This window comes from Xanthomonas rydalmerensis, from assembly GCF_033170385.1.
GTDB classification, from domain to species: domain Bacteria; phylum Pseudomonadota; class Gammaproteobacteria; order Xanthomonadales; family Xanthomonadaceae; genus Xanthomonas_A; species Xanthomonas_A rydalmerensis.
The window spans coordinates 4,131,522-4,148,917 of record NZ_CP126170.1 but is presented as its reverse complement, the minus strand read 5'-3'; the positions used below and the strand labels follow the sequence as shown (position 1 = coordinate 4,148,917).

14 protein-coding genes are annotated in these 17,396 nt (G+C 69.1%); 8 read left to right on the top strand and 6 right to left on the bottom strand.

Annotated features, from left to right (window positions below; genetic code table 11):
- Positions 1–97: 97 nt before the first annotated feature.
- Positions 98–574, bottom strand: a complete 477-nt coding sequence (locus tag QN245_RS17620) for a DciA family protein (RefSeq protein WP_184448369.1) — start codon at positions 572–574, stop codon at positions 98–100.
- Between the two features lie 10 nt (positions 575–584).
- Here QN245_RS17620 and QN245_RS17615 point away from each other — a divergent pair, with 10 nt between their 5' ends.
- A complete protein-coding gene (locus QN245_RS17615; protein WP_184448368.1) occupies positions 585–1,532 on the top strand; it encodes a M23 family metallopeptidase in 948 nt (315 codons plus the stop codon).
- Positions 1,533–1,695: 163 nt separating this feature from the next.
- On the top strand, positions 1,696–4,437 hold the full coding sequence (secA, locus tag QN245_RS17610; protein WP_184448367.1) for a preprotein translocase subunit SecA: 2,742 nt from the start codon (positions 1,696–1,698) through the stop codon (positions 4,435–4,437).
- Between the two features lie 121 nt (positions 4,438–4,558).
- Here secA and QN245_RS17605 read toward each other — a convergent pair whose 3' ends face one another.
- The gene (locus tag QN245_RS17605; protein WP_255421670.1) at positions 4,559–5,881 is read right to left on the bottom strand and encodes an FAD-dependent monooxygenase; all 1,323 of its coding nucleotides are present in this window, start codon (positions 5,879–5,881) and stop codon (positions 4,559–4,561) included.
- Between QN245_RS17605 and QN245_RS17600 the strand changes: the two genes are divergently transcribed.
- The 3 genes from QN245_RS17600 to QN245_RS17590 all read left to right on the top strand — a co-directional run bounded on the left by QN245_RS17600 (position 5,850) and on the right by QN245_RS17590 (position 8,307).
- Positions 5,850–6,404, top strand: coding sequence for a TetR/AcrR family transcriptional regulator (locus QN245_RS17600; protein WP_160966643.1), 555 nt, complete (start codon positions 5,850–5,852; stop codon positions 6,402–6,404). The genes QN245_RS17605 and QN245_RS17600 overlap by 32 nt on opposite strands.
- A gap of 171 nt (positions 6,405–6,575) precedes the next feature.
- The gene (locus QN245_RS17595; RefSeq protein WP_317843777.1) at positions 6,576–6,950 is read left to right on the top strand and encodes a VOC family protein; all 375 of its coding nucleotides are present in this window, start codon (positions 6,576–6,578) and stop codon (positions 6,948–6,950) included.
- 394 nt (positions 6,951–7,344) lie between these two features.
- On the top strand, positions 7,345–8,307 hold the full coding sequence (locus QN245_RS17590) for a Nudix family hydrolase (protein ID WP_317843776.1): 963 nt from the start codon (positions 7,345–7,347) through the stop codon (positions 8,305–8,307).
- 273 nt (positions 8,308–8,580) lie between these two features.
- Here the strand turns inward: QN245_RS17590 and QN245_RS17585 are convergent, their stop codons facing one another.
- The 3 genes from QN245_RS17585 to QN245_RS17575 all read right to left on the bottom strand — a co-directional run bounded on the left by QN245_RS17585 (position 8,581) and on the right by QN245_RS17575 (position 11,747).
- Positions 8,581–9,204 carry a DUF4124 domain-containing protein gene (locus QN245_RS17585; protein WP_317843775.1) on the bottom strand — a complete coding sequence of 208 codons (624 nt, stop codon included), beginning with the start codon at positions 9,202–9,204 and terminating at the stop codon, positions 8,581–8,583.
- 166 nt (positions 9,205–9,370) lie between these two features.
- Positions 9,371–10,213 carry a methylenetetrahydrofolate reductase [NAD(P)H] gene (gene metF / locus QN245_RS17580; protein WP_317843774.1) on the bottom strand — a complete coding sequence of 281 codons (843 nt, stop codon included), beginning with the start codon at positions 10,211–10,213 and terminating at the stop codon, positions 9,371–9,373.
- A 163-nt stretch (positions 10,214–10,376) separates the two neighbouring features.
- Positions 10,377–11,747 (bottom strand): alpha-amylase family protein, encoded by a 1,371-nt coding sequence (locus QN245_RS17575; RefSeq protein ID WP_202394649.1) that lies wholly within the window; start codon positions 11,745–11,747, stop codon positions 10,377–10,379.
- Positions 11,748–12,084: 337 nt separating this feature from the next.
- Between QN245_RS17575 and QN245_RS17570 the strand changes: the two genes are divergently transcribed.
- Positions 12,085–13,005 carry a M14 family metallopeptidase gene (locus tag QN245_RS17570; protein ID WP_317843773.1) on the top strand — a complete coding sequence of 307 codons (921 nt, stop codon included), beginning with the start codon at positions 12,085–12,087 and terminating at the stop codon, positions 13,003–13,005.
- A gap of 203 nt (positions 13,006–13,208) precedes the next feature.
- Entirely contained in the window at positions 13,209–13,766 is a 558-nt protein-coding gene (locus tag QN245_RS17565) for a DUF3228 family protein (RefSeq protein WP_160966657.1), read from the top strand.
- Between the two features lie 69 nt (positions 13,767–13,835).
- Here QN245_RS17565 and QN245_RS17560 read toward each other — a convergent pair whose 3' ends face one another.
- Positions 13,836–14,333 carry a DUF6630 family protein gene (locus QN245_RS17560; RefSeq protein WP_160966659.1) on the bottom strand — a complete coding sequence of 166 codons (498 nt, stop codon included), beginning with the start codon at positions 14,331–14,333 and terminating at the stop codon, positions 13,836–13,838.
- 516 nt (positions 14,334–14,849) lie between these two features.
- Here QN245_RS17560 and QN245_RS17555 point away from each other — a divergent pair.
- A complete protein-coding gene (locus tag QN245_RS17555; RefSeq protein WP_317843772.1) occupies positions 14,850–17,390 on the top strand; it encodes a methyl-accepting chemotaxis protein in 2,541 nt (846 codons plus the stop codon).
- The last annotated feature ends 6 nt before the right edge of the window (positions 17,391–17,396 follow it).

Genomic DNA, 17,396 nt, shown 5'->3' with positions numbered 1-17,396 from the left:
GGCCGGTTCTTCTTCTCCCCTTAACATCGATTTAACGAATCGGTAACGACCTCACGCCCGACGCCCGCTAGGATGCGTCGGGTCGCGGCGTGCGTGTCTACGTACGTCGACGGCCGGGGTCGGAGCCCGCGGTCGCATCAGGCGTCGCGGAGCCGACGTCCTGCAGGGAAGCCAGAGCCTCGCGCAGCCCCTTGTGCGTGGCCGCAGAAACCGGAGCTGGCTTGCTTCTTGCCTGCTGCATTGGGGAATGCGCGGGTGCAGTCGCAGTCTTGACGGTCACTTTGGTGGCTTTCAGCCCGAGGGAACGGGCCGCAGCAAGGATGTCGGCCTCGGCCAGCCTGACCCGGGCGTGCCAGACCGGAGACTCAACGAGAAAAACGAGCTGCTCGCCGTTCACATTGGCCAACCGGCAACGGGAGGCCAGGTTCGGCGGCAGATGGGGGCGTAACTGCCGGTCCAGCGCGTCGAGCCACAGGGCGCGTCGCAACGGGTCGCCCGCCTTGTCCGCCAGTGCGGCGTCCAACGCCGGCTGCGGCGTGGCGGTATGGCCTTCGCCGGACTTTCGCTTAGACATGAAAACTCATATGACGTTCAAGAAGATCGTAATCCGTTCCAGTGAAAAGGGGGTCAAGACGTTGCCGTGGCGATTGCGCGATTTCGCCGATCGCCGCCCCCTGGCCGCGCTCGGCGCGGTCCTCGGTCTCGGCATGGTACTCGGCATCGGTGTCAGCGCCGCGGCCGGATGGGGTGGTTCGGCGCAACTGCGCGCCAAGCTCGAGCGGCAGGACCAGGAGTTGGCGCAGGTGCGCCGCGACGCGCAGACCCAGGTCAACGCCCTGGCCGCGCGTCTGGGCGAGCTGCAGGCGCAGGCGACCCGGCTCAACGCGCTCGGCGAGCGCCTGACCCGCATGGGCAAGCTGCAGGACGGCGAGTTCGACTTCGACCAGCCGGTCGGCGTCGGTGGCGGCGACGACGAGCCCAGCCACGACATGCCCGCGCAGCAGCTCGGCAAGGAGCTGGACGGGCTGCAGCAGCAGTTCGCCACCTCCGGCCAGCAGCTGTCGGTGCTCGAATCGCTGCTGTTCGACCACCAGCTGGACCAGAACGCGGTGCCCTCGCGGATGCCGATCCGCAACAGCTACATCACCTCGGCCTTCGGCGGCCGCGCCGATCCGTTCGGCCGCGGCACCGGCAACCACAAGGGCATCGACTTCCACGCCAATGTCGGCGACCCGGTGCTGGCGGTGGCCGACGGCGTGGTCAGCTATTCCGGCGTGCGCGGCGGCTACGGCAACGTGGTCGAGGTCGACCACGGCAACGGCTATGTCACCCGCTATGCGCACAATTCGCGGCTGTCGGTGAAGGTCGGCGACCTGGTGCGGGTCGGCCAGGAAGTGGCCAAGGCCGGCTCCACCGGCCGGTCCACCGGCGCCCACGTGCATTTCGAGGTGTGGAAGGACGGGGTGGTGGTGAACCCGGCCAAGTTCCTCGGCGATGGCGCCATTCCGGTGGGTCGCCGCGGCCGCGGCTGAGTCCGGCAGGGGGCGGCGTGCCGGCGCTTGAATCGCCGGGCTCCGCCCCAAGCTACAATGTGCTTTGCCATCGACAGGGCGCCTCGCGCCCTGTTTCGTTTGCGGCCCGTCGATTCCCTGGGGATCGGGCCGCGCGGGCGTTCCTTTCCAACCGGTTCCTTCAATGATCAACAGTCTGCTTACTCGCGTTTTCGGTAGCCGCAACGAGCGCCAACTGCGCCAGCTCCACCGTATCGTCGCCAAGATCAATGCGCTGGAGCCGGAGATGGAGCAGCTCTCCGACGAACAGCTGCAGGCCAAGACCCCGGAACTGCGCGGACGCATCGCCGGCGGCGAGACCCTGGACAAGGTGCTGCCGGAAGCGTTCGCGGTGTGCCGCGAGGCCAGCCGACGCGTGCTGGGCATGCGCCACTACGACGTGCAGTTGATCGGCGGCATGGTCCTGCACCTGGGCAAGATCGCGGAAATGCGCACCGGCGAGGGCAAGACCCTGGTCGCGACGCTGCCGGTGTACCTCAACGCGCTGGAAGACAAGGGCGTGCACGTGGTCACCGTCAACGACTACCTGGCGCGCCGCGACGCCGCGCAGATGGGCAAGCTGTACAACTGGCTGGGCCTGAGCGTGGGCGTGGTGTACCCGGGCATGCCGCATAGCGACAAGCACGCCGCCTACGCCGCCGACATCACCTACGGCACCAACAACGAATTCGGCTTCGACTACCTGCGCGACAACATGGCGCTGTCCAAGGCCGATCGCTTCCAGCGCGGGCTCAACTACGCCATCGTCGACGAAGTCGACTCGATCCTGATCGACGAGGCGCGCACCCCGCTGATCATCTCCGGCCCGGCCGACGAGTCGCCGGAGCTGTACATCCGCGTCAACCGCATCGTGCCGCAGCTGGTCAAGCAGGAGTCGGAAGAGGGCGAGGGCGACTTCTGGGTCGACGAGAAGGGCAAGCAGGTGCACCTGTCCGAAGCGGGCATGGAGCACGCCGAAGAGCTGCTGCGCGCCGCCGGCATCCTCACCGACGAGGAAGACCGCCTGTACGGCGCGCAGAATCTGAGCGTGGTCCACCACCTCAACGCGGCGCTGCGCGCCCACGCGATCTACCAGCGCGACGTGGACTACATCGTGCGCGACGGCGAGGTGGTGATCGTCGACGAGTTCACCGGCCGCACCCTGCCGGGCCGGCGCTGGTCCGATGGCCTGCACCAGGCGGTGGAGGCGAAGGAAGGCGTGCCGGTGCAGCGCGAGAACCAGACGCTGGCCAGCATCACCTTCCAGAACCTGTTCCGCATGTACAAGAAGCTGTCCGGCATGACCGGTACGGCCGATACCGAAGCCTACGAGTTCCAGAGCATCTACGGCCTGGAAGTGGTGGTGATCCCGACCAACCGCCCGACCATCCGCAAGGACTGGCCGGACCAGGTGTTCCTCAACCGCCAGGGCAAGTTCAACGCGGTGCTGGCCGACATCGAGGACTGCGCCAAGCGCGGCCAGCCGGTGCTGGTCGGTACCACCTCGATCGAGACCTCGGAGATGCTGTCCGAGCACCTGCGCAAGGCCGGCGTGAAGCACGAGGTGCTCAACGCCAAGCAGCACGAGCGCGAAGCGCAGATCGTCGCCAACGCGGGCCAGCCGGGCGCGGTGACCATTGCTACCAACATGGCCGGCCGCGGTACCGACATCGTGCTCGGCGGCTCGCTGGAGGCCGAACTGCACGCGCTGGGCGAGGAGCCGGACGAGGCGACGCGCGCGCGCCTGAAGGCGGCCTGGCAGGAGCGCCACGACGCGGTCAAGGCCGCCGGCGGCCTGCACATCATCGGCACCGAGCGCCACGAATCGAGGCGTATCGACAACCAGCTGCGCGGCCGTTCCGGTCGCCAGGGCGACCCGGGTTCCTCGCGGTTCTACCTGTCGCTGGAAGACAACCTGATGCGCATCTTCGCCTCGGACTGGGTGCAGAAGGCGATGCGCATGATGGGCATGAAGGAAGACGACGTCATCGAGGACAAGCTGGTCAGCCGGCAGATCGAGAAGGCGCAGCGCAAGGTCGAGGCGCACAACTTCGACATCCGCAAGAACCTGCTCGATTTCGACGACGTCAACAACGACCAACGCAAGGTGATCTACGCCCAGCGCGACGAGTTGCTGGACGCCGAGTCGGTGAAGGAGAACGTCGACGGCATCCGCGACGACGTGATCTACGACATCGTGTCGCGCTTCGTGCCGCCGAACTCGGTGGACGACCAGTGGGACCTGCCGGGCCTGGAAGCCACGCTGGCCAGCGAACTGGGCCTGTCGCTGTCGATCACCGATCTGGTCAAGCGCCACGAGGAACTGGACGCGGATGGCATCGTCGAGAAGGTGCGCGAGGAAGTGGACCGCCATTTCCGCGAGAAGGAATCGGCGATCGGCGGCGAGACCATGCGCGCGCTGGAGAAGCATGTGATGCTCACCGTGCTCGACCAGAGCTGGAAGGAGCACCTGGCGCGCATGGACTACCTGCGCCAGGGCATCCACCTGCGCGGCTACGCGCAGAAGCAGCCCAAGCAGGAATACAAGAAGGAAGCCTTCGAGCTGTTCTCGGAGATGCTGGAACACGCCAAGCGCGAAGTGGTCACCCTGCTGGCGCGGGTGCGCATCCGCAGCGAGGAGGAAGTGGCCGCGCTGGAGGCGCAGGAGCGCCAGCAGGTGGAGGCGCAGCTGCGCCAGGCGCAGTTCCAGCACCAGGACGCCGGCGGTTACGGCGCCGACGAGGAAGCCGAGCAGGTGCAGCGCGGCGAGGCGGGAGCGCCGACCGTGGCGCAGGTGACCCGCGAAGCGCCGAAGGTCGGCCGCAACGATCCCTGCCCCTGCGGCAGCGGCAAGAAGTACAAGCACTGCCACGGCCAGCTGAGCTGAGCCTGGTCCCGCCGCAGCGCTGCGCACGTGCGCAGCCGCTGTGGGCGCCGGCCCTTTCCTAGTCTCCGGCGTCCCGGGGACGCTGCTCCCGCACGCTTGCGGGGCAGCGACCGTCCGACGCTCAGTTGCCCAGCTCGGCCAATCGCGCCGCCAGCCTGCGCTGGATCGGGGGCGCACGATCGATCAGGCCGAGCAGGCCATTGCGAACAGTACGTGTCACCGGCGCGGTAGCGGTGGCCGCACGCGTCATCGCATCGGTCATGCGCACCACGCCGCGGGCGATGCGATGGCGGCGGCTGGCCCACGCATCCAGGTCGTGGTCATCCTGCTGGTGGAGTGCCCGCTGCAGCGCAGGTGCCAGGGCGATCGCGTCCTGGATGCCGGTATTCATGCCCTGGCCTCCGGCGGGGCTGTGCACATGCGCCGCATCGCCGCACAGCAGGACGCGTCCGTGTCGCATCTGCGCGGCCACGCGATGCTGCAGATGAAAGTCCGAACTCCAGAGCAGCGTGTCGATGCGGCCGCGCGCACTGCGCGGTCCGCGCGCGTCGAGCAAGGCCTGCATCTGCGACAGGGTCGGAGGCCCGGCTGTATCCGTCACCGTCGCCACGATCCGGTGGCGATCGCCGGCTGCACCGTCGGGCTCCGGCAACGGCGCCACCACCATCAGGCCCTGCGGCGAGAAGAACAGGCTGACTTCCTCGCGCGGCAGCGGCCATGCCATGCGCACGTCGGCGAGCACGAAGGTTTCCGTGTAGTCCCCGCCCTCGAATGCGATTCCTGCGCCTTGCCGCACCGTGCTGTGCGCGCCGTCGCAGCCGACGATCCATTGCGCACGCACCAACTGCCTGCGCTGTTGCGGCAGTTCCAGGTCGGCGCTGATGCCATCGGCTGCCTGCGCGAACGACAGCAGGCGTGCCGGCCGCCACACCGTGGCGGAATCGGGCCCGATCCCGTCGCCGAGAATCGCCTCGGTCGCGCTCTGCGGGCACATCAGCGCGTATCGGTGCGTCGAGGGCAGGTCGTCGAAGCCGATCTGCAGCAGGACCCGGTCGCTGTCGCGCACGCGGAACCGGGTGGTCTTCACGCCTGCCGCGAGCAGGCGCGGCACGACCCCGAGCGGTTCGAGCACTTCCAGGGTGCGGGCATGGATCACCGCGGCGCGCGAGGTGTTCAGCCCTGCCGGATGCCGGTCGATCAGGAGCGAGGTGATCCCGAGGCGATCCAGGGCCAGGCGCAGCGCGAGCCCGCTGGGCCCGGCACCCACGATCAGTACGTCCGTCGATAGCATGTCGCCATGCGTGTTCATCGCACTTCCCTGAGTAAGCGTGTGTTTACATCCTGCGCCGTTTCCGGCGTGGAGTAAACTTCCGTTTACAGGCGCTACGTCTGTTCCTCCCACGGACACCCCAGTGACACGCTCGCAGGCCACCAAAGACCGCATTCTCGAATCGGCGCGGGCGCTGTTCGCCCTGCACGGCTACGACGGCGCCACCGTGCGCCAGATCGCGGCGCAGGCGCAGGCCAATGTCGCGCTGGTGATCCGCTACTACGGCAGCAAGGAGCAGCTGTTCCTGGCGGCGGTGGAGTTCGACCTGCACCTTCCGGATCTACGCGACACGCCAGCCGAGGAAATAGGCGAACGCCTGGCGGCGCATTTCTTCGCGGTCTGGGAGGACGCGCCCTCGGGGCATCAACTGGTGGCCTTGCTGCGCGCGGCGGTGAGCCATGCCGATGCGAAGGCGCGGATCACCGAGATCTTCGAGACGCAGTTGCGCACGGCGGTGCGGCGCTACCTGGGACCGGGCGCGGCGGCAGAGACGCGCGCGACCCTGATCGCCTCGCAGATGCTGGGCTTCGCCCTGGTGCGCTACGTGTTGGAGTTTCCGGCCAGGGGTCTGACCCGGCCGCTGGCGGTGCGGGTGTTGGGAGAGACGCTGCAGCGGTATCTGACCCAGCCGCTGTGAGTGCGGGGCGCGTTTGCCAAGCCCTTACGCAAGGCCGGGGCGTGCTCCAGCGGCCATGCCGCGGCCGGGGCGGGGAGAGGGAGGCTTGCGCGTGCTCGTGCTGAGACGCGTGTACCGTCGCAGCGTGGCATGCTGGGTCACGAATCGCACGCATGCGTTGGAGGAAGTGCCATGGAAACCTTGCGCAGCCTGGAACTGAAGGTCTTCGTGCCGGCGCAGGATTTCGGGGTGTCGGCGCGGTTCTATGCGGAGGTCGGATTCGTGCCCGAGCCGCTCGGCGACGGCCTGACCTGCTTCCGCCACGGTGACCGCTGCGCGTTCCTGCTGCAGGATGGCTACCACCAAGCCCTAGCGCACAACCTGATGCTGCACCTGTGGGTGGAGGACGCCGATGCCTGGTGGCGGCGGCTGCACGCGGCCGACCTGGTCGCCCGCTACGGCGCGCGCCTGGGCGAACCCGAGGACCGGCCCTGGGGCATGCGCGACTTCACCCTGCACGATCCCGGCGGGGTGCTGTGGCGGATCGGCCACGACCTGGTCGCCTGAGCGGGAGTCGGGAGTCGGGAGTGGGAGTGGGGATGATCGGCACCGCGATCTGGAATGCAGCCGTCTCCGTGGGAGCGGCTTCAGCCGTGGCGGTTTTCCGTGAAGGCCCGTCCCGGCTGGAACGCAACCGGGGCTGCGGAAGTGCGCCCAACCACCACGATGCGTACCGCAGCAGCGCGATGAGCGGCGCACGCCACGCAGCGTCGCATGTGGACCAGCGCGCGATGCTTGGTGTCGGCGCGACACGCCCGCGCCTTCAAGCCGCGCTGGGTGCAGGTCATGGTCCCGTCCCGGGGATTGCCCGGCCGCGCGGGATGTCGCCTCCGCGGCCGATCGGCGCCGATGTGACCCTGGTTGATTGCGTTGGCGCTGCCGGAAACGGCAAGCTTGCGCCATGTCCGAACCGCTCAGATCCATCCATGTCGTCGCCGGCGTCATCACCGATGCGCGCGGCCGTATCCTGCTGACCCGCCGTACCGAGGGCCGCGACCTGGCCGGTCTGTGGGAATTCCCCGGCGGCAAGCGCGAGCCCGGCGAGACCTCGGAGCAGGCGCTGGTGCGCGAACTGCAGGAGGAACTGGGCATCGACGCGGTGGTCGGCGAGTGGCTGATGGAAGTGCCGCAGCGTTACCCGGACAAGCGGTTGCGCCTGGAAGTGCGCCAGGTGTCGGCGTGGAAGGGCACGCCACGCGGCCGCGAGGGCCAGGCGCTGACCTGGGTGAGCGCCGACAAGCTGGGCCGCTACGCGATGCCGCCGGCCGACCAGCCGGTGGTGGCGATGCTGCGCCAGCCCGCGTGCTACCTGGTCACGCCTGAGCCGGCCGAACCGGGCCCCTGGTTGGCGGCGTTGGAGCGCGCGCTGGATGGCGGTGTGCGCCGCGTGCAGTTGCGCGCGCGGGGCTTGCAGGCCGAGCAGTGGTCGCCGCTGGCGCGTTCCGCGGCGGCGCTGTGCGCGGCACGTGGCGCGCAGGTGCTGCTCAACCGCGACGTGGCGCTGGCGCAGGCACTGGGCGTGGGCGTGCACCTGGGCGCGGAGCAGTTGCCGCACTGGCAGGCGCGTCCGTTGCCGGCCGGCCAGCCCGTGGCGGCGTCCTGCCACAGTCTCGAAGAATTGCAGGCGGCGCAGCGCATCGGCTGCGATTTCGCGGTGGTCGGGCCGCTGGCGGCCACCGCCAGCCACCCCGGCGCCGCGCCGTTGGGCTGGGAGGCATTCGAGCGCCTGCGCGAGCAGGTCGCCCTGCCGATCTATCCGATCGGCGGCCTGGCGCCGACCCAGGTAACCGAGGCACGCCGCCACGGCGGCCAGGGCATCGCCGCGATCCGCGGGCTATGGCCGCTGCCGGCCGATGTGGCGTGAGCGGGGCGGTGGCAACCGCTCCCCGTAGGAGTCAACTGTCATGCAGCCGTGGCGCGCGAAGTGGTGCGCCTTCCGATGGCGCAATGCGTCGGGACTGAAGTCCCTCCCACAGTGATCCTCCGACGAGGCTGGCGCCGTACTTGTGGTAGCGGCTTCAGCCGCAACAGCGGATCTCCGACAGGTCGCGGTTGAAGCCGCTCCTGCGCGAGGGGGAGGAGCGTACGGGACGCCGCTGTTGCGATTTCCCAATCCCCAATCCCCAATCCCGGCTCCTCAGAAACTGATCCAGAAGCAGTCGTACTGCCGGCGCAGGTCCAGCACGGTGGAGGTGGGGGTGATGCTGCCGGCGAGGGTCTGCTGCAGACGCAGGCCGGTCGGATGCGGACGCGATGGCGCCTCGCCGCTGTCGGCATCTGCCGCGGCCGACGTGGCCGTTGTCGCGGACGCGACTGTCGACGACGTGCCGGCTGCAGGAGCGTTGGTCCCGCTGGTGTCCGGCACCACCGGCACGATCGCGACCAGGGGGCGACGCACGATCGCCTCCAGCCGGTCGAAGATGCGTTGCGCGCCGTCGTCGGAAGCGCCGTTCCACCAATACAGCGCCGACAGCCGGTTGACGTCGCGGGTCTCGACTGCGGTGCGGATCTGCTGGACCAGCACGCTGAGCCGGCGCACGCACTGCGGTGGCGCCAGGGCGGCGGTCTTGCTGCCGACATTGCCGGGCGCGGCCGGTGGCGGCAGGCGGTCGATCGCGCCGACGTCCTCGCAACGGCGATCGCTGAACACGGTGGTGCCGTCGGGGCCGCTGCAGCGGTTCACCCGCTGCGCCGCGGCGGGAGTGGCGAACACGTACAGGCACAGGCACAGAACCAGCAGGATCGGCGGAAGAGCGCGCATCGGCGCAGGGTAGCGGCAGCCGGCGTGACCGCGGAGCGAATGGGTGGTCACGCGGGGATTGGTGATTCGGGATTCGGGATTGGCAACAGCGGCGCGCTGCCCCGCTTTGGCGAATCCCGAATCCCCAATGCCCAATCCCGAGCGGCCGCGACAGCGGCGGCGACACTCAGCCGGCGGCGATGGCGCCGCGCAGGCGTGCCAGCACGCTGGTGGTCGGCTTGGCCAGGTTGAGCGTGTAGAAATGCAGCCCGGGCGCGCCGCCGTCGATCAGGCGTTGGCACAGCGTGGCGACCACGTCGGTGCCGAAGTCGCGGATGGCCTCGGCATCGTCGCCGTAGGCCTGCATGCGCTTGCCGATCCAGCGCGGGATTTCGGCGCCGCACTGTTCGGAGAAGCGCCGCAGCTGGCTGAAGTTGGAGATCGGCATGATGCCGGGCACGATCGGGATCTGCACGCCGAGCTTGCGCACCGCGTCGACGAAGTGGAAGTAGGCGTCGGCGTTGTAGAAGTACTGGGTGATGGCGGCATCGGCGCCGGCGTCGACCTTGGCCTTGAAGTGGCGCAGGTCGCTGAGCGCATCGTTGGCCTGCGGATGCGTCTCCGGATACGCGCCCACTTCCAGGTGGAAGGCGTCGCCGTGCTCGGCGCGAATGAAGGCGATCAGGTCGGCGGCGTAGCGCAGGTCGCCGGGGTGGCCCATGCCGGACGGCAGGTCGCCGCGCAGCGCGACCAGGCGGCGGCAGCCGATGGCGCGGTACAACTTGAGCAGTTCGCGGATCTCCTCGCGGCTGCCGCCCACGCAGGACAGGTGCGGCGCAGCCTCGAAGCGGTGGTGCTGCTTGAGGTGACGCACGGTCTCCGAGGTGTAGCTCAGAGTCGAGCCGCCGGCGCCGAAGGTGCAGGACACGTACTCCGGGGCGTAGGCCTTCAGCCGCGCGGCGGTGCGGTCGAGCTGCGCGCGCTGCTCGTCGGTCTTGGGCGGATAGAACTCGAAGCTGATGGCGGTCATGGGCGCAACGCAGCGGGCGGTGTCGTCAGTATATCTCTTCATCCGGATGGATATGCAATAGGCGATGGCGGCCGCACCTTGGTCAGCCGCCACCGCGCCGCCCGGATCGGCGACGCAGCCCCCTTGCGGCGCGCCGGTGGGCGCGCCGCGTCCGCTCGCAGGCTCAGCGCTTCCACATCCGCGCCTGCCGCGGCGGCAGGCTGAAGGTGTAGCTGCCGCTGGAAATGCGCACCACGCTGCCGGAGCCCAGCGCATCGGTGTAGTCGACGTTCCAGCGCAGCACGCTGCCGTTCATCGGTACGGCGGCGGTGACGGTAGTGCCGCACTTGTTGATGCCGACGATGCCCAGGTCGCCGCGGCGGAACAGCAGGTAGCAGGCGCCGTGCGCCAGTACCTGCATGTCGCGGCCCTGCGCGGCGTTGTGGAAGCCGACCATGCGCTTGAGGTCGTCGCGCTGGTAAGCGTTGACCCAGCGGTTGTCGCCGCTCTCGTTGTTGTCCGAGTACACCATCGGCACGCCGCCGTCGCGGCCGAGCAGGTAGGCGTAGGCCAGGGTCTCGTCGACCGGGTCCATGATCGCGTAGCGGAAGCCGGCGTTGTTGGGGATGTCGTGGGTGATGGCGAAGGTCACCGCACGTGCGCCGGGCAGCGCCTGGCCGTAGGCGCCCGGGTCCACCAGCTGGTCCATGCTGCCGCCATAGGCGAAGGCGTTGCGCACCGAGTTGAACAAGGGGAAGTCGTAGGCCGCGTGCGGGGTGGCCTGCAGGTACGGCGCCAGGAACTGGTCGTAGTCGGAATTGCCGCTGCCGCCGCCGGTGATGACTTCGCCGAACACCAGCACGCCGGAGCGCACCTGCGCATCGAGCACCTTGTTCAAATGGTCGAAGGTCATGTGCTTGGCCGCATCGATGCGGAAGCCGGTCACGCCCAGTGCCTTCAGCGCCAGCAGATAGTTGCGCTGCTGCTGCACCACCCAGTCGTTGCCGACCAGGTCCGGCAGGCCGGGATCGTTGCCGCCGCCGCAGATGCGGTAGGTGCGCACCTGGTAGGGGTCGTTGTAGTTGGTGATGCATTGCGCCGGGCCGAAATCGCTGGCGCTGAGGAAGTTCTGCGAGAGGTCGCCGAACAGCCGCAGCGACGCATAGCGCTGCGGATTGGCGGCGTACTGGCCGAGAACCGCGCTGCCCGGGTAGTTCAGGTCCGAGCGCGTGGCCGCTTCGTTTGCCATGTGGTTGAGCACCACGTCGGCATAGGTCTCCACGCCCACCGCCTTCAGAGCCTGCACCATGCTGGCGAAGGCGTCGGTGTCGCCGAGCGGGTTGTCGATCAGGCGCATGTCCTGCGGCTGGTAGCGCGCCCACCAGGCGTCGCCCTGCGAGCGGTAGGCCGGCGCCACCAGCACCTTGCGGTAGCCGGCGGCGGCGATCTGCGCGGCGCGCGCTTCCACGGTGGCGTACGGCCAGTTGAAGGCATGCAGGATGACGTCGGCCTGGGCGCTGGCGGTGGCCAGGAGCAGCAGCAGGCCGACCAGCAGGCTGCGCCAGCGATGCAGGCGCAGCAGACGATTTGCAGCGGCGGATGGGACGCGCATCGTTCGATCTCCTCGTTGCGTGGGCGCAGGCAGGAACGCCTGCAGGACAGGGGCGTGACGTCGCCGCGGGGCTGGCATGCGGCGGGAGGATGCTAAGCGCGCATCGCGGCGCAACATGCGCGCGCTACATACGTATTCATGGCGACAGCGCGCGAAAGCGGGATCTGTTTCCGCTTCCGCATGGGAGCACCACGAACGCTGCATTCGCGGCACATGTCGCATCGCGGCCCATGCGCTTTGCTACAGTCGCCGCCCTCACCTGTCGACGCGGAGCCGCACCATGACCAGCGCAGCCTTCTATCCGATCGGAACCCCCGGCGTGCCCTGGGGCCCCGCCGAGAAGGCGGCTTGGCTGGCTACACAGCCAAGCCGGCGCAGCTACCAGGACGAGGTAGTCGCCGCCATCGAAGGCCTGCGCGGGCAGTGGGAGGTGGTCGCGTACGGGGAACTGGCGTATGCGCAGGAGCGTTATCCGCTGCTGGCCTTGCGCAGCCGCAACTGGGACGACGCCTCGCCGTGCATGCTGGTTACCGGCGGCGTGCATGGCTACGAGACCAGCGGCGTGCATGGCGCGCTGCAGTTCGCGCAGCAGCATGCCGACGCGTATGCCGGCCGCGCCAACGTGCTGGTGGCGCCGTGCGTGAGCCCGTGGGCGTACGAACGCATTCACCGCTGGAACGCCGATGCGCTGGATCCCAACCGTTCGTTCCGCGCCGACAGCCCGGCGCAGGAGTCGGCCGCGCTGCTGCGCCTGGTGGCGCCGCTGCGCGATCGGGTGCGCATGCACATCGACCTGCACGAGACCACCGACAGCGACGAGTCCGAGTTCCGTCCGGCGCTGGCCGCGCGCGATGGCATCGCCTACGAGCCGGGCGGCATTCCCGACGGGTTCTACCTGGTCGGCGACAGCGAGAATCCGCAGCCGGCGTTCCAGCAGGCGGTGCTGGCCGCGGTGGCGCAGGTCACCCATATCGCACCGGCCGATGCTGCCGGCGAACTGATCGGCACGCCGCTGGCCGCGCCGGGTGTCATCAACTATCCGGTGAAGCGGCTGGGCCTGTGCGCGGGCATCACCGACGCGCGCTACACCACCACCACCGAGGTATACCCGGACAGCGCCAGCGCGACGCCGGAGCAGTGCAATGCCGCGCAGGCGGCGGCGGTGCGCGCGGCGATCGATTACGCCTTGGCGCATCCCTAACCGGAAGCGTGGTGCGTAGCATCCGTAGGAGCGGCTTCAGCCGCGACGGCATTGCCGGTAACGCCCGTCGCGGCTGAAGCCGCTCCTATCCTGGTTTCCCATGCTGAGGCTGATGCGCCAGATACGCATCGGGATCTGGCGGCACGGTGGGCACCGGCCGTGCCGCGCGCTACGCTTGTCCGCCCTCGTTCGCCAAGTCCGCCATGTCCATCGTCCTCACGCCGTTCGCCCGCACGCGCCTGTTCCCGCGCGATGGCCGCCGCAATGCGATCCAGGACTGCACGCCGGAACAGTTCGAGCAGCATCTCAACGCGCACGCGCCGCTGCAGGTGCTCGACGGCTACGCGCCATTCTGCAAGTTGCACGTGCACCGCAACTGGACCTCGACGCGCTGCCTGACCGTGCCGATCACCGACGCCAACCGGCGCCTGCTGCGTTCCGGCTACGAGGCGCGCAGTCGCGAGGAACTGCCGGTACTGGTGCGCTGGTTCGAAGGGGTCGAGCCGCCGGTGGCGGAGTACCTGCTGCCCATCCTCTACAGCCGCGAACAACTCGCCCACGAGGGCGCGCCGATCGAGGCGGACTGGGGCGTGGTCGGTTGCCTGTACACCGCCGAGCCGCAGGAGATCCCGATGGCGCCGATCACCATGCTGCGCAATGCGCTGGGCGTGGAGGAGGGTGGCTCCGGCGTTCCGTTGGATCGCGACGCCTATCGACGCAGCGTGGCGTTCTGGGAATACAACGCCAACTGGCGGCCGTAAGCCCGGCTCGCACGTGTCGATGCCCAGCACGCCGGAAGATGCGTGCGACGGCGATACGCGCGTCGCGGCTTACAGGGCGGCGGCGCGTTCGCCCAACGCTTCGGCCATCCGCCGCGTCGCCTCGCCCCGGTCCACAGGGACGACCAGCAACGGATAGCTGTCGCTGTCGATGTCGAGATGGATCAGTGCCATGCCCTGCGCGTGCAGGCAGCGCGCCGCGAGCGTCAGCGCCTCTTCGTTGCGTGTCTGCGATGCGGCCAGTGGCGACAGCACGTTCCGCATGCCCGCCAGGGGCCGCAGTTCGCCCAGCGCGTGGGCGAGGTCGGCGGCGTCCACTTTCCAATCCACCTCGGTGCACAAGCGCCGGGCGATCAACCCGTCGACCAGGGCTAGCCACGGAGTGACCTGATGGGGCTCTTCGATGCCGCGCTCGAACAGCGATTCTTCGAACCGCTGCAGATAGCGCGCCGGCGCCTCCACGGCGAGCGCAACGTCGTCGCCCAGGTCGTGGTCTTCGGGCGCAACCGTGTCGCAGATGGACGTCCAGCTGTCGCGGGCAGGGTGCATGGCCTCTCTCCTTGTACGGGCCATTGTCGATGCACCGTCGTGCCGGCAGCAACACCGGGCTGCCGTGGCCGCACCGGGGGCGCCGTCCGTTCGCGTGCGGCTTGCTCGCATACCGCGCGTACCTCGCCGGTATCCGCATGGCTCGTCCCTCATGCCGTCGCGCTTGTGCATGCCGACACGCAGTGCTGCACCAGTGCGCGCGGCTGTTCACTGGCGCATGCATACAGGAGAAAACCACGCGCGATCGGCCGCTTTGAACGCGAACACCCGTCCGTTCATCGGCCTGGCGCGGGATGGCCATCAAGTTTGCGGGCGACGGGACGATAGCGATGGGGTGGGCCGCCATGCAGCCGCGCCGGGACGTGATGCCCGGCCGCGCGTCGTGGCCCGATGGGGAAGGCGTCCCGGGCAGATCATCGGCAACGGACACGGCGCGCTCGCGCCGCGCGCTGCGGTGAGCTGCCGCGTGGCGCGTTCCCCGCGACCGTATTCCCTCTCCCCGCCAAGGAAGCCCTCATGTCCACTCCGTCGCCGCATCGCCGTCGCGGCAGCGTCGCCAAACGCCTGATGCTGGGTACCGGCCTGCTCGCGCTCGCCTGTTTCGGCCTGACCGCGATGATCATCTACTGGCGCAGCAGCGATGCATTGCTGTCGACCTCGCGCACCAGCATCGAGAACCTGGCGCAACTGGAAGCGCAGCGCGTGTCGCGCGAGATCGGTGTTGCCTTCGACGCCAGCGATGCGCTGGCCAACAGCTTCCGCGTGCAGCACGCCGCTGGCCTGTCGCGTGCCACCGCCACCGCGGTGTTGCGCAGCCAGCTCGACGCGCATCCGCAATGGCTGGGCATCAGCACGATGTGGGAGCCGGACGCGTTCGACGGCAACGACAAGGCCTTCGTCGGTGCCGAGGGCCACGATGCCACCGGCCGCTACATGACCTGGTGGTCGCGGCAGAACGGCAAGCTGGTGCGCGAGGCGCTGCGCGACTACGAGAAGCCGGGCGACGGCGACTGGTACCTGCTGGCGCGCAATACGCACAAGCCGGTGGTGATCGAGCCGTACTACTACCCGGTGGCCGGCAAGGACACGTTGATGACCACGCTGGCCACGCCGATCCTGGAGAACGGCCGCTTCCTAGGTGTGGTTACCGTCGACTTCACCCTGGATACGCTGCAGCAGCGCATCGCCGCGCTGCGGCCGATGGGCGAGGGCTACGCCAGCCTGCTGTCGCCGTTGGGCATGGTGATGGCCAGCCGCGATCCGCAGCAGGTCGGCAAGACCCGCAACGACGCCTGGTCCAAGGACATGCTCGCGCGCGTGGCCAAGGGCGAGGTGGTATTCGACCATCGCCGCGCCGACGGCGAGGATGCATTGAACGTGTTCGTGCCGCTGAAGATCGGCGATGCGCCGCAGGCGTTCGCGCTGGGCATCTCGGTGCCGTATGCGCTGGTCATGGCCAAGGCGCGTGCGCTGTTGTGGACCATCGCCGCGGTCGGCCTGCTCTCGGCGTTGTTGCTGAGCGGTGCGCTGTACCTGTTGCTGCGCCGGCAGGTGCTCGATCCGCTGGCCGAGGCGGTGCGCGTGTCCTCGGCGGTCGCCGCCGGGCGCCTGGACAGCCAGGTCCGCCACCGTCGCGACGACGAACTGGGCCAGCTGCTGGATGCGATGGGCAGCATGCAGACGCAGTTGCAGGCGGTGATGCAGGCCCAGGCGGAGATGGCGCAGCGCCACGACGCCGGCGAGATGAGTTACCGGATGGACGCCGAGCGCTTCCCCGGCGAATACGGGCGCATGGTCCACGGCACCAACGCGCTGGTCGCCGCGCACGTGGACGTGCAGCGGCGCCTGGTCGAGGTGATGTCGCAGTACGCGATCGGCAACATGCAGGTGGACATGGAACCGCTGCCGGGCGAGAAGGCGGCGATCACCGAGGCGATGCGCACCACCAAGCACAGCCTGCAGGCGATCAACCAGGCCATCACCGAACTGGCACAGGCCGCGGCCTCCGGCGATTTCTCCCGGCGCGGCGATGCCGAACGCTTCCAGTACGACTTCCGCGGCATGGTGGTCGGGCTGAACCGGCTGATGGAGCTGACCGAAGGCAATCTCTCGGCCTTGTCGGCGCTGTTGCGCGCCGTGGCGCAGGGCGACCTCACCGCGCGCATGCACGGCGAATTCCATGGCGTGTTCGCGCAGATGCGCGACGATGCCAATGCCACCGTGGAGCAGCTGACCGGCATCGTCGGTCGCATCCAGCAGGCCACCACCGCGATCAACACCGCCGCCGGCGAGATCGCGGCCGGCAATGACGACCTGTCGCGTCGTACCGAGCAGCAGGCGGCGAATCTGGAAGAGACCGCGGCCTCGATGGAGGAGCTGACCTCCACGGTGAAGCAGAACGCCGAGCATGCGCACCAGGCCAATCGCCTGGCGCAGGACACCGCCGGTGTGGCGTCGCGTGGCGGCGCAGTGGTCGAGCAGGTGGTGGAGACCATGACCGGCATTGCCGCCGCGTCGAAGAAGATGGCCGAGATCATCGGTGTGATCGACGGCATCGCCTTCCAGACCAATATCCTGGCGCTCAACGCCGCGGTGGAAGCCGCGCGCGCCGGCGAGCAGGGGCGCGGCTTCGCGGTGGTGGCGAGCGAGGTGCGCGCGCTGGCGCAGCGGTCGGCGACCGCGGCGCACGAGATCAAGGGCCTGATCGATACCTCGGTCGGGAAGATCGACGACGGCACCGCGTTGGTGAACGGCGCCGGCGACACCATGCGCGAGGTGGTGGCCAGCGTGCGTCGGGTCACCGACATCATGAGCGAGATCGCCGCCGCTTCGCAGGAACAGAGCGCCGGCATCGAACAGGTCGGCAAGACCATCGTGCAGATGGACGAGGTGACCCAGCAGAACGCCGCGCTGGTCGAGGAGGCCACCGCGGCGGCGCGGGCGATGGAGGAGCAAGCCGAGGAACTGCAGCGCGCGGTGGCGTTGTTCAAGCTCGCGGCACCATCGCCGGGCGGCCTGGGGACCTCGGGCCGGACGCGGCTGGAGCTGGCGTCGTGAGGGCCG

Bases quoted from the DNA above. Each gene is read 5' to 3' on its own strand.
- QN245_RS17620 (WP_184448369.1), bottom strand. From the start codon at position 574: ATGTCTAAGCGAAAGTCCGGCGAAGGCCATACCGCCACGCCGCAGCCG.
- QN245_RS17615 (WP_184448368.1), top strand. From the start codon at position 585: ATGACGTTCAAGAAGATCGTAATCCGTTCCAGTGAAAAGGGGGTCAAG.
- secA (WP_184448367.1), top strand. From the start codon at position 1,696: ATGATCAACAGTCTGCTTACTCGCGTTTTCGGTAGCCGCAACGAGCGC.
- QN245_RS17605 (WP_255421670.1), bottom strand. From the start codon at position 5,881: ATGCGGTCTTTGGTGGCCTGCGAGCGTGTCACTGGGGTGTCCGTGGGA.
- QN245_RS17595 (WP_317843777.1), top strand. From the start codon at position 6,576: ATGGAAACCTTGCGCAGCCTGGAACTGAAGGTCTTCGTGCCGGCGCAG.
- QN245_RS17590 (WP_317843776.1), top strand. From the start codon at position 7,345: ATGTCCGAACCGCTCAGATCCATCCATGTCGTCGCCGGCGTCATCACC.
- QN245_RS17585 (WP_317843775.1), bottom strand. From the start codon at position 9,204: ATGCGCGCTCTTCCGCCGATCCTGCTGGTTCTGTGCCTGTGCCTGTAC.
- metF (WP_317843774.1), bottom strand. From the start codon at position 10,213: ATGACCGCCATCAGCTTCGAGTTCTATCCGCCCAAGACCGACGAGCAG.
- QN245_RS17570 (WP_317843773.1), top strand. From the start codon at position 12,085: ATGACCAGCGCAGCCTTCTATCCGATCGGAACCCCCGGCGTGCCCTGG.
- QN245_RS17565 (WP_160966657.1), top strand. From the start codon at position 13,209: ATGTCCATCGTCCTCACGCCGTTCGCCCGCACGCGCCTGTTCCCGCGC.
- QN245_RS17560 (WP_160966659.1), bottom strand. From the start codon at position 14,333: ATGCACCCTGCCCGCGACAGCTGGACGTCCATCTGCGACACGGTTGCG.
- QN245_RS17555 (WP_317843772.1), top strand. From the start codon at position 14,850: ATGTCCACTCCGTCGCCGCATCGCCGTCGCGGCAGCGTCGCCAAACGC.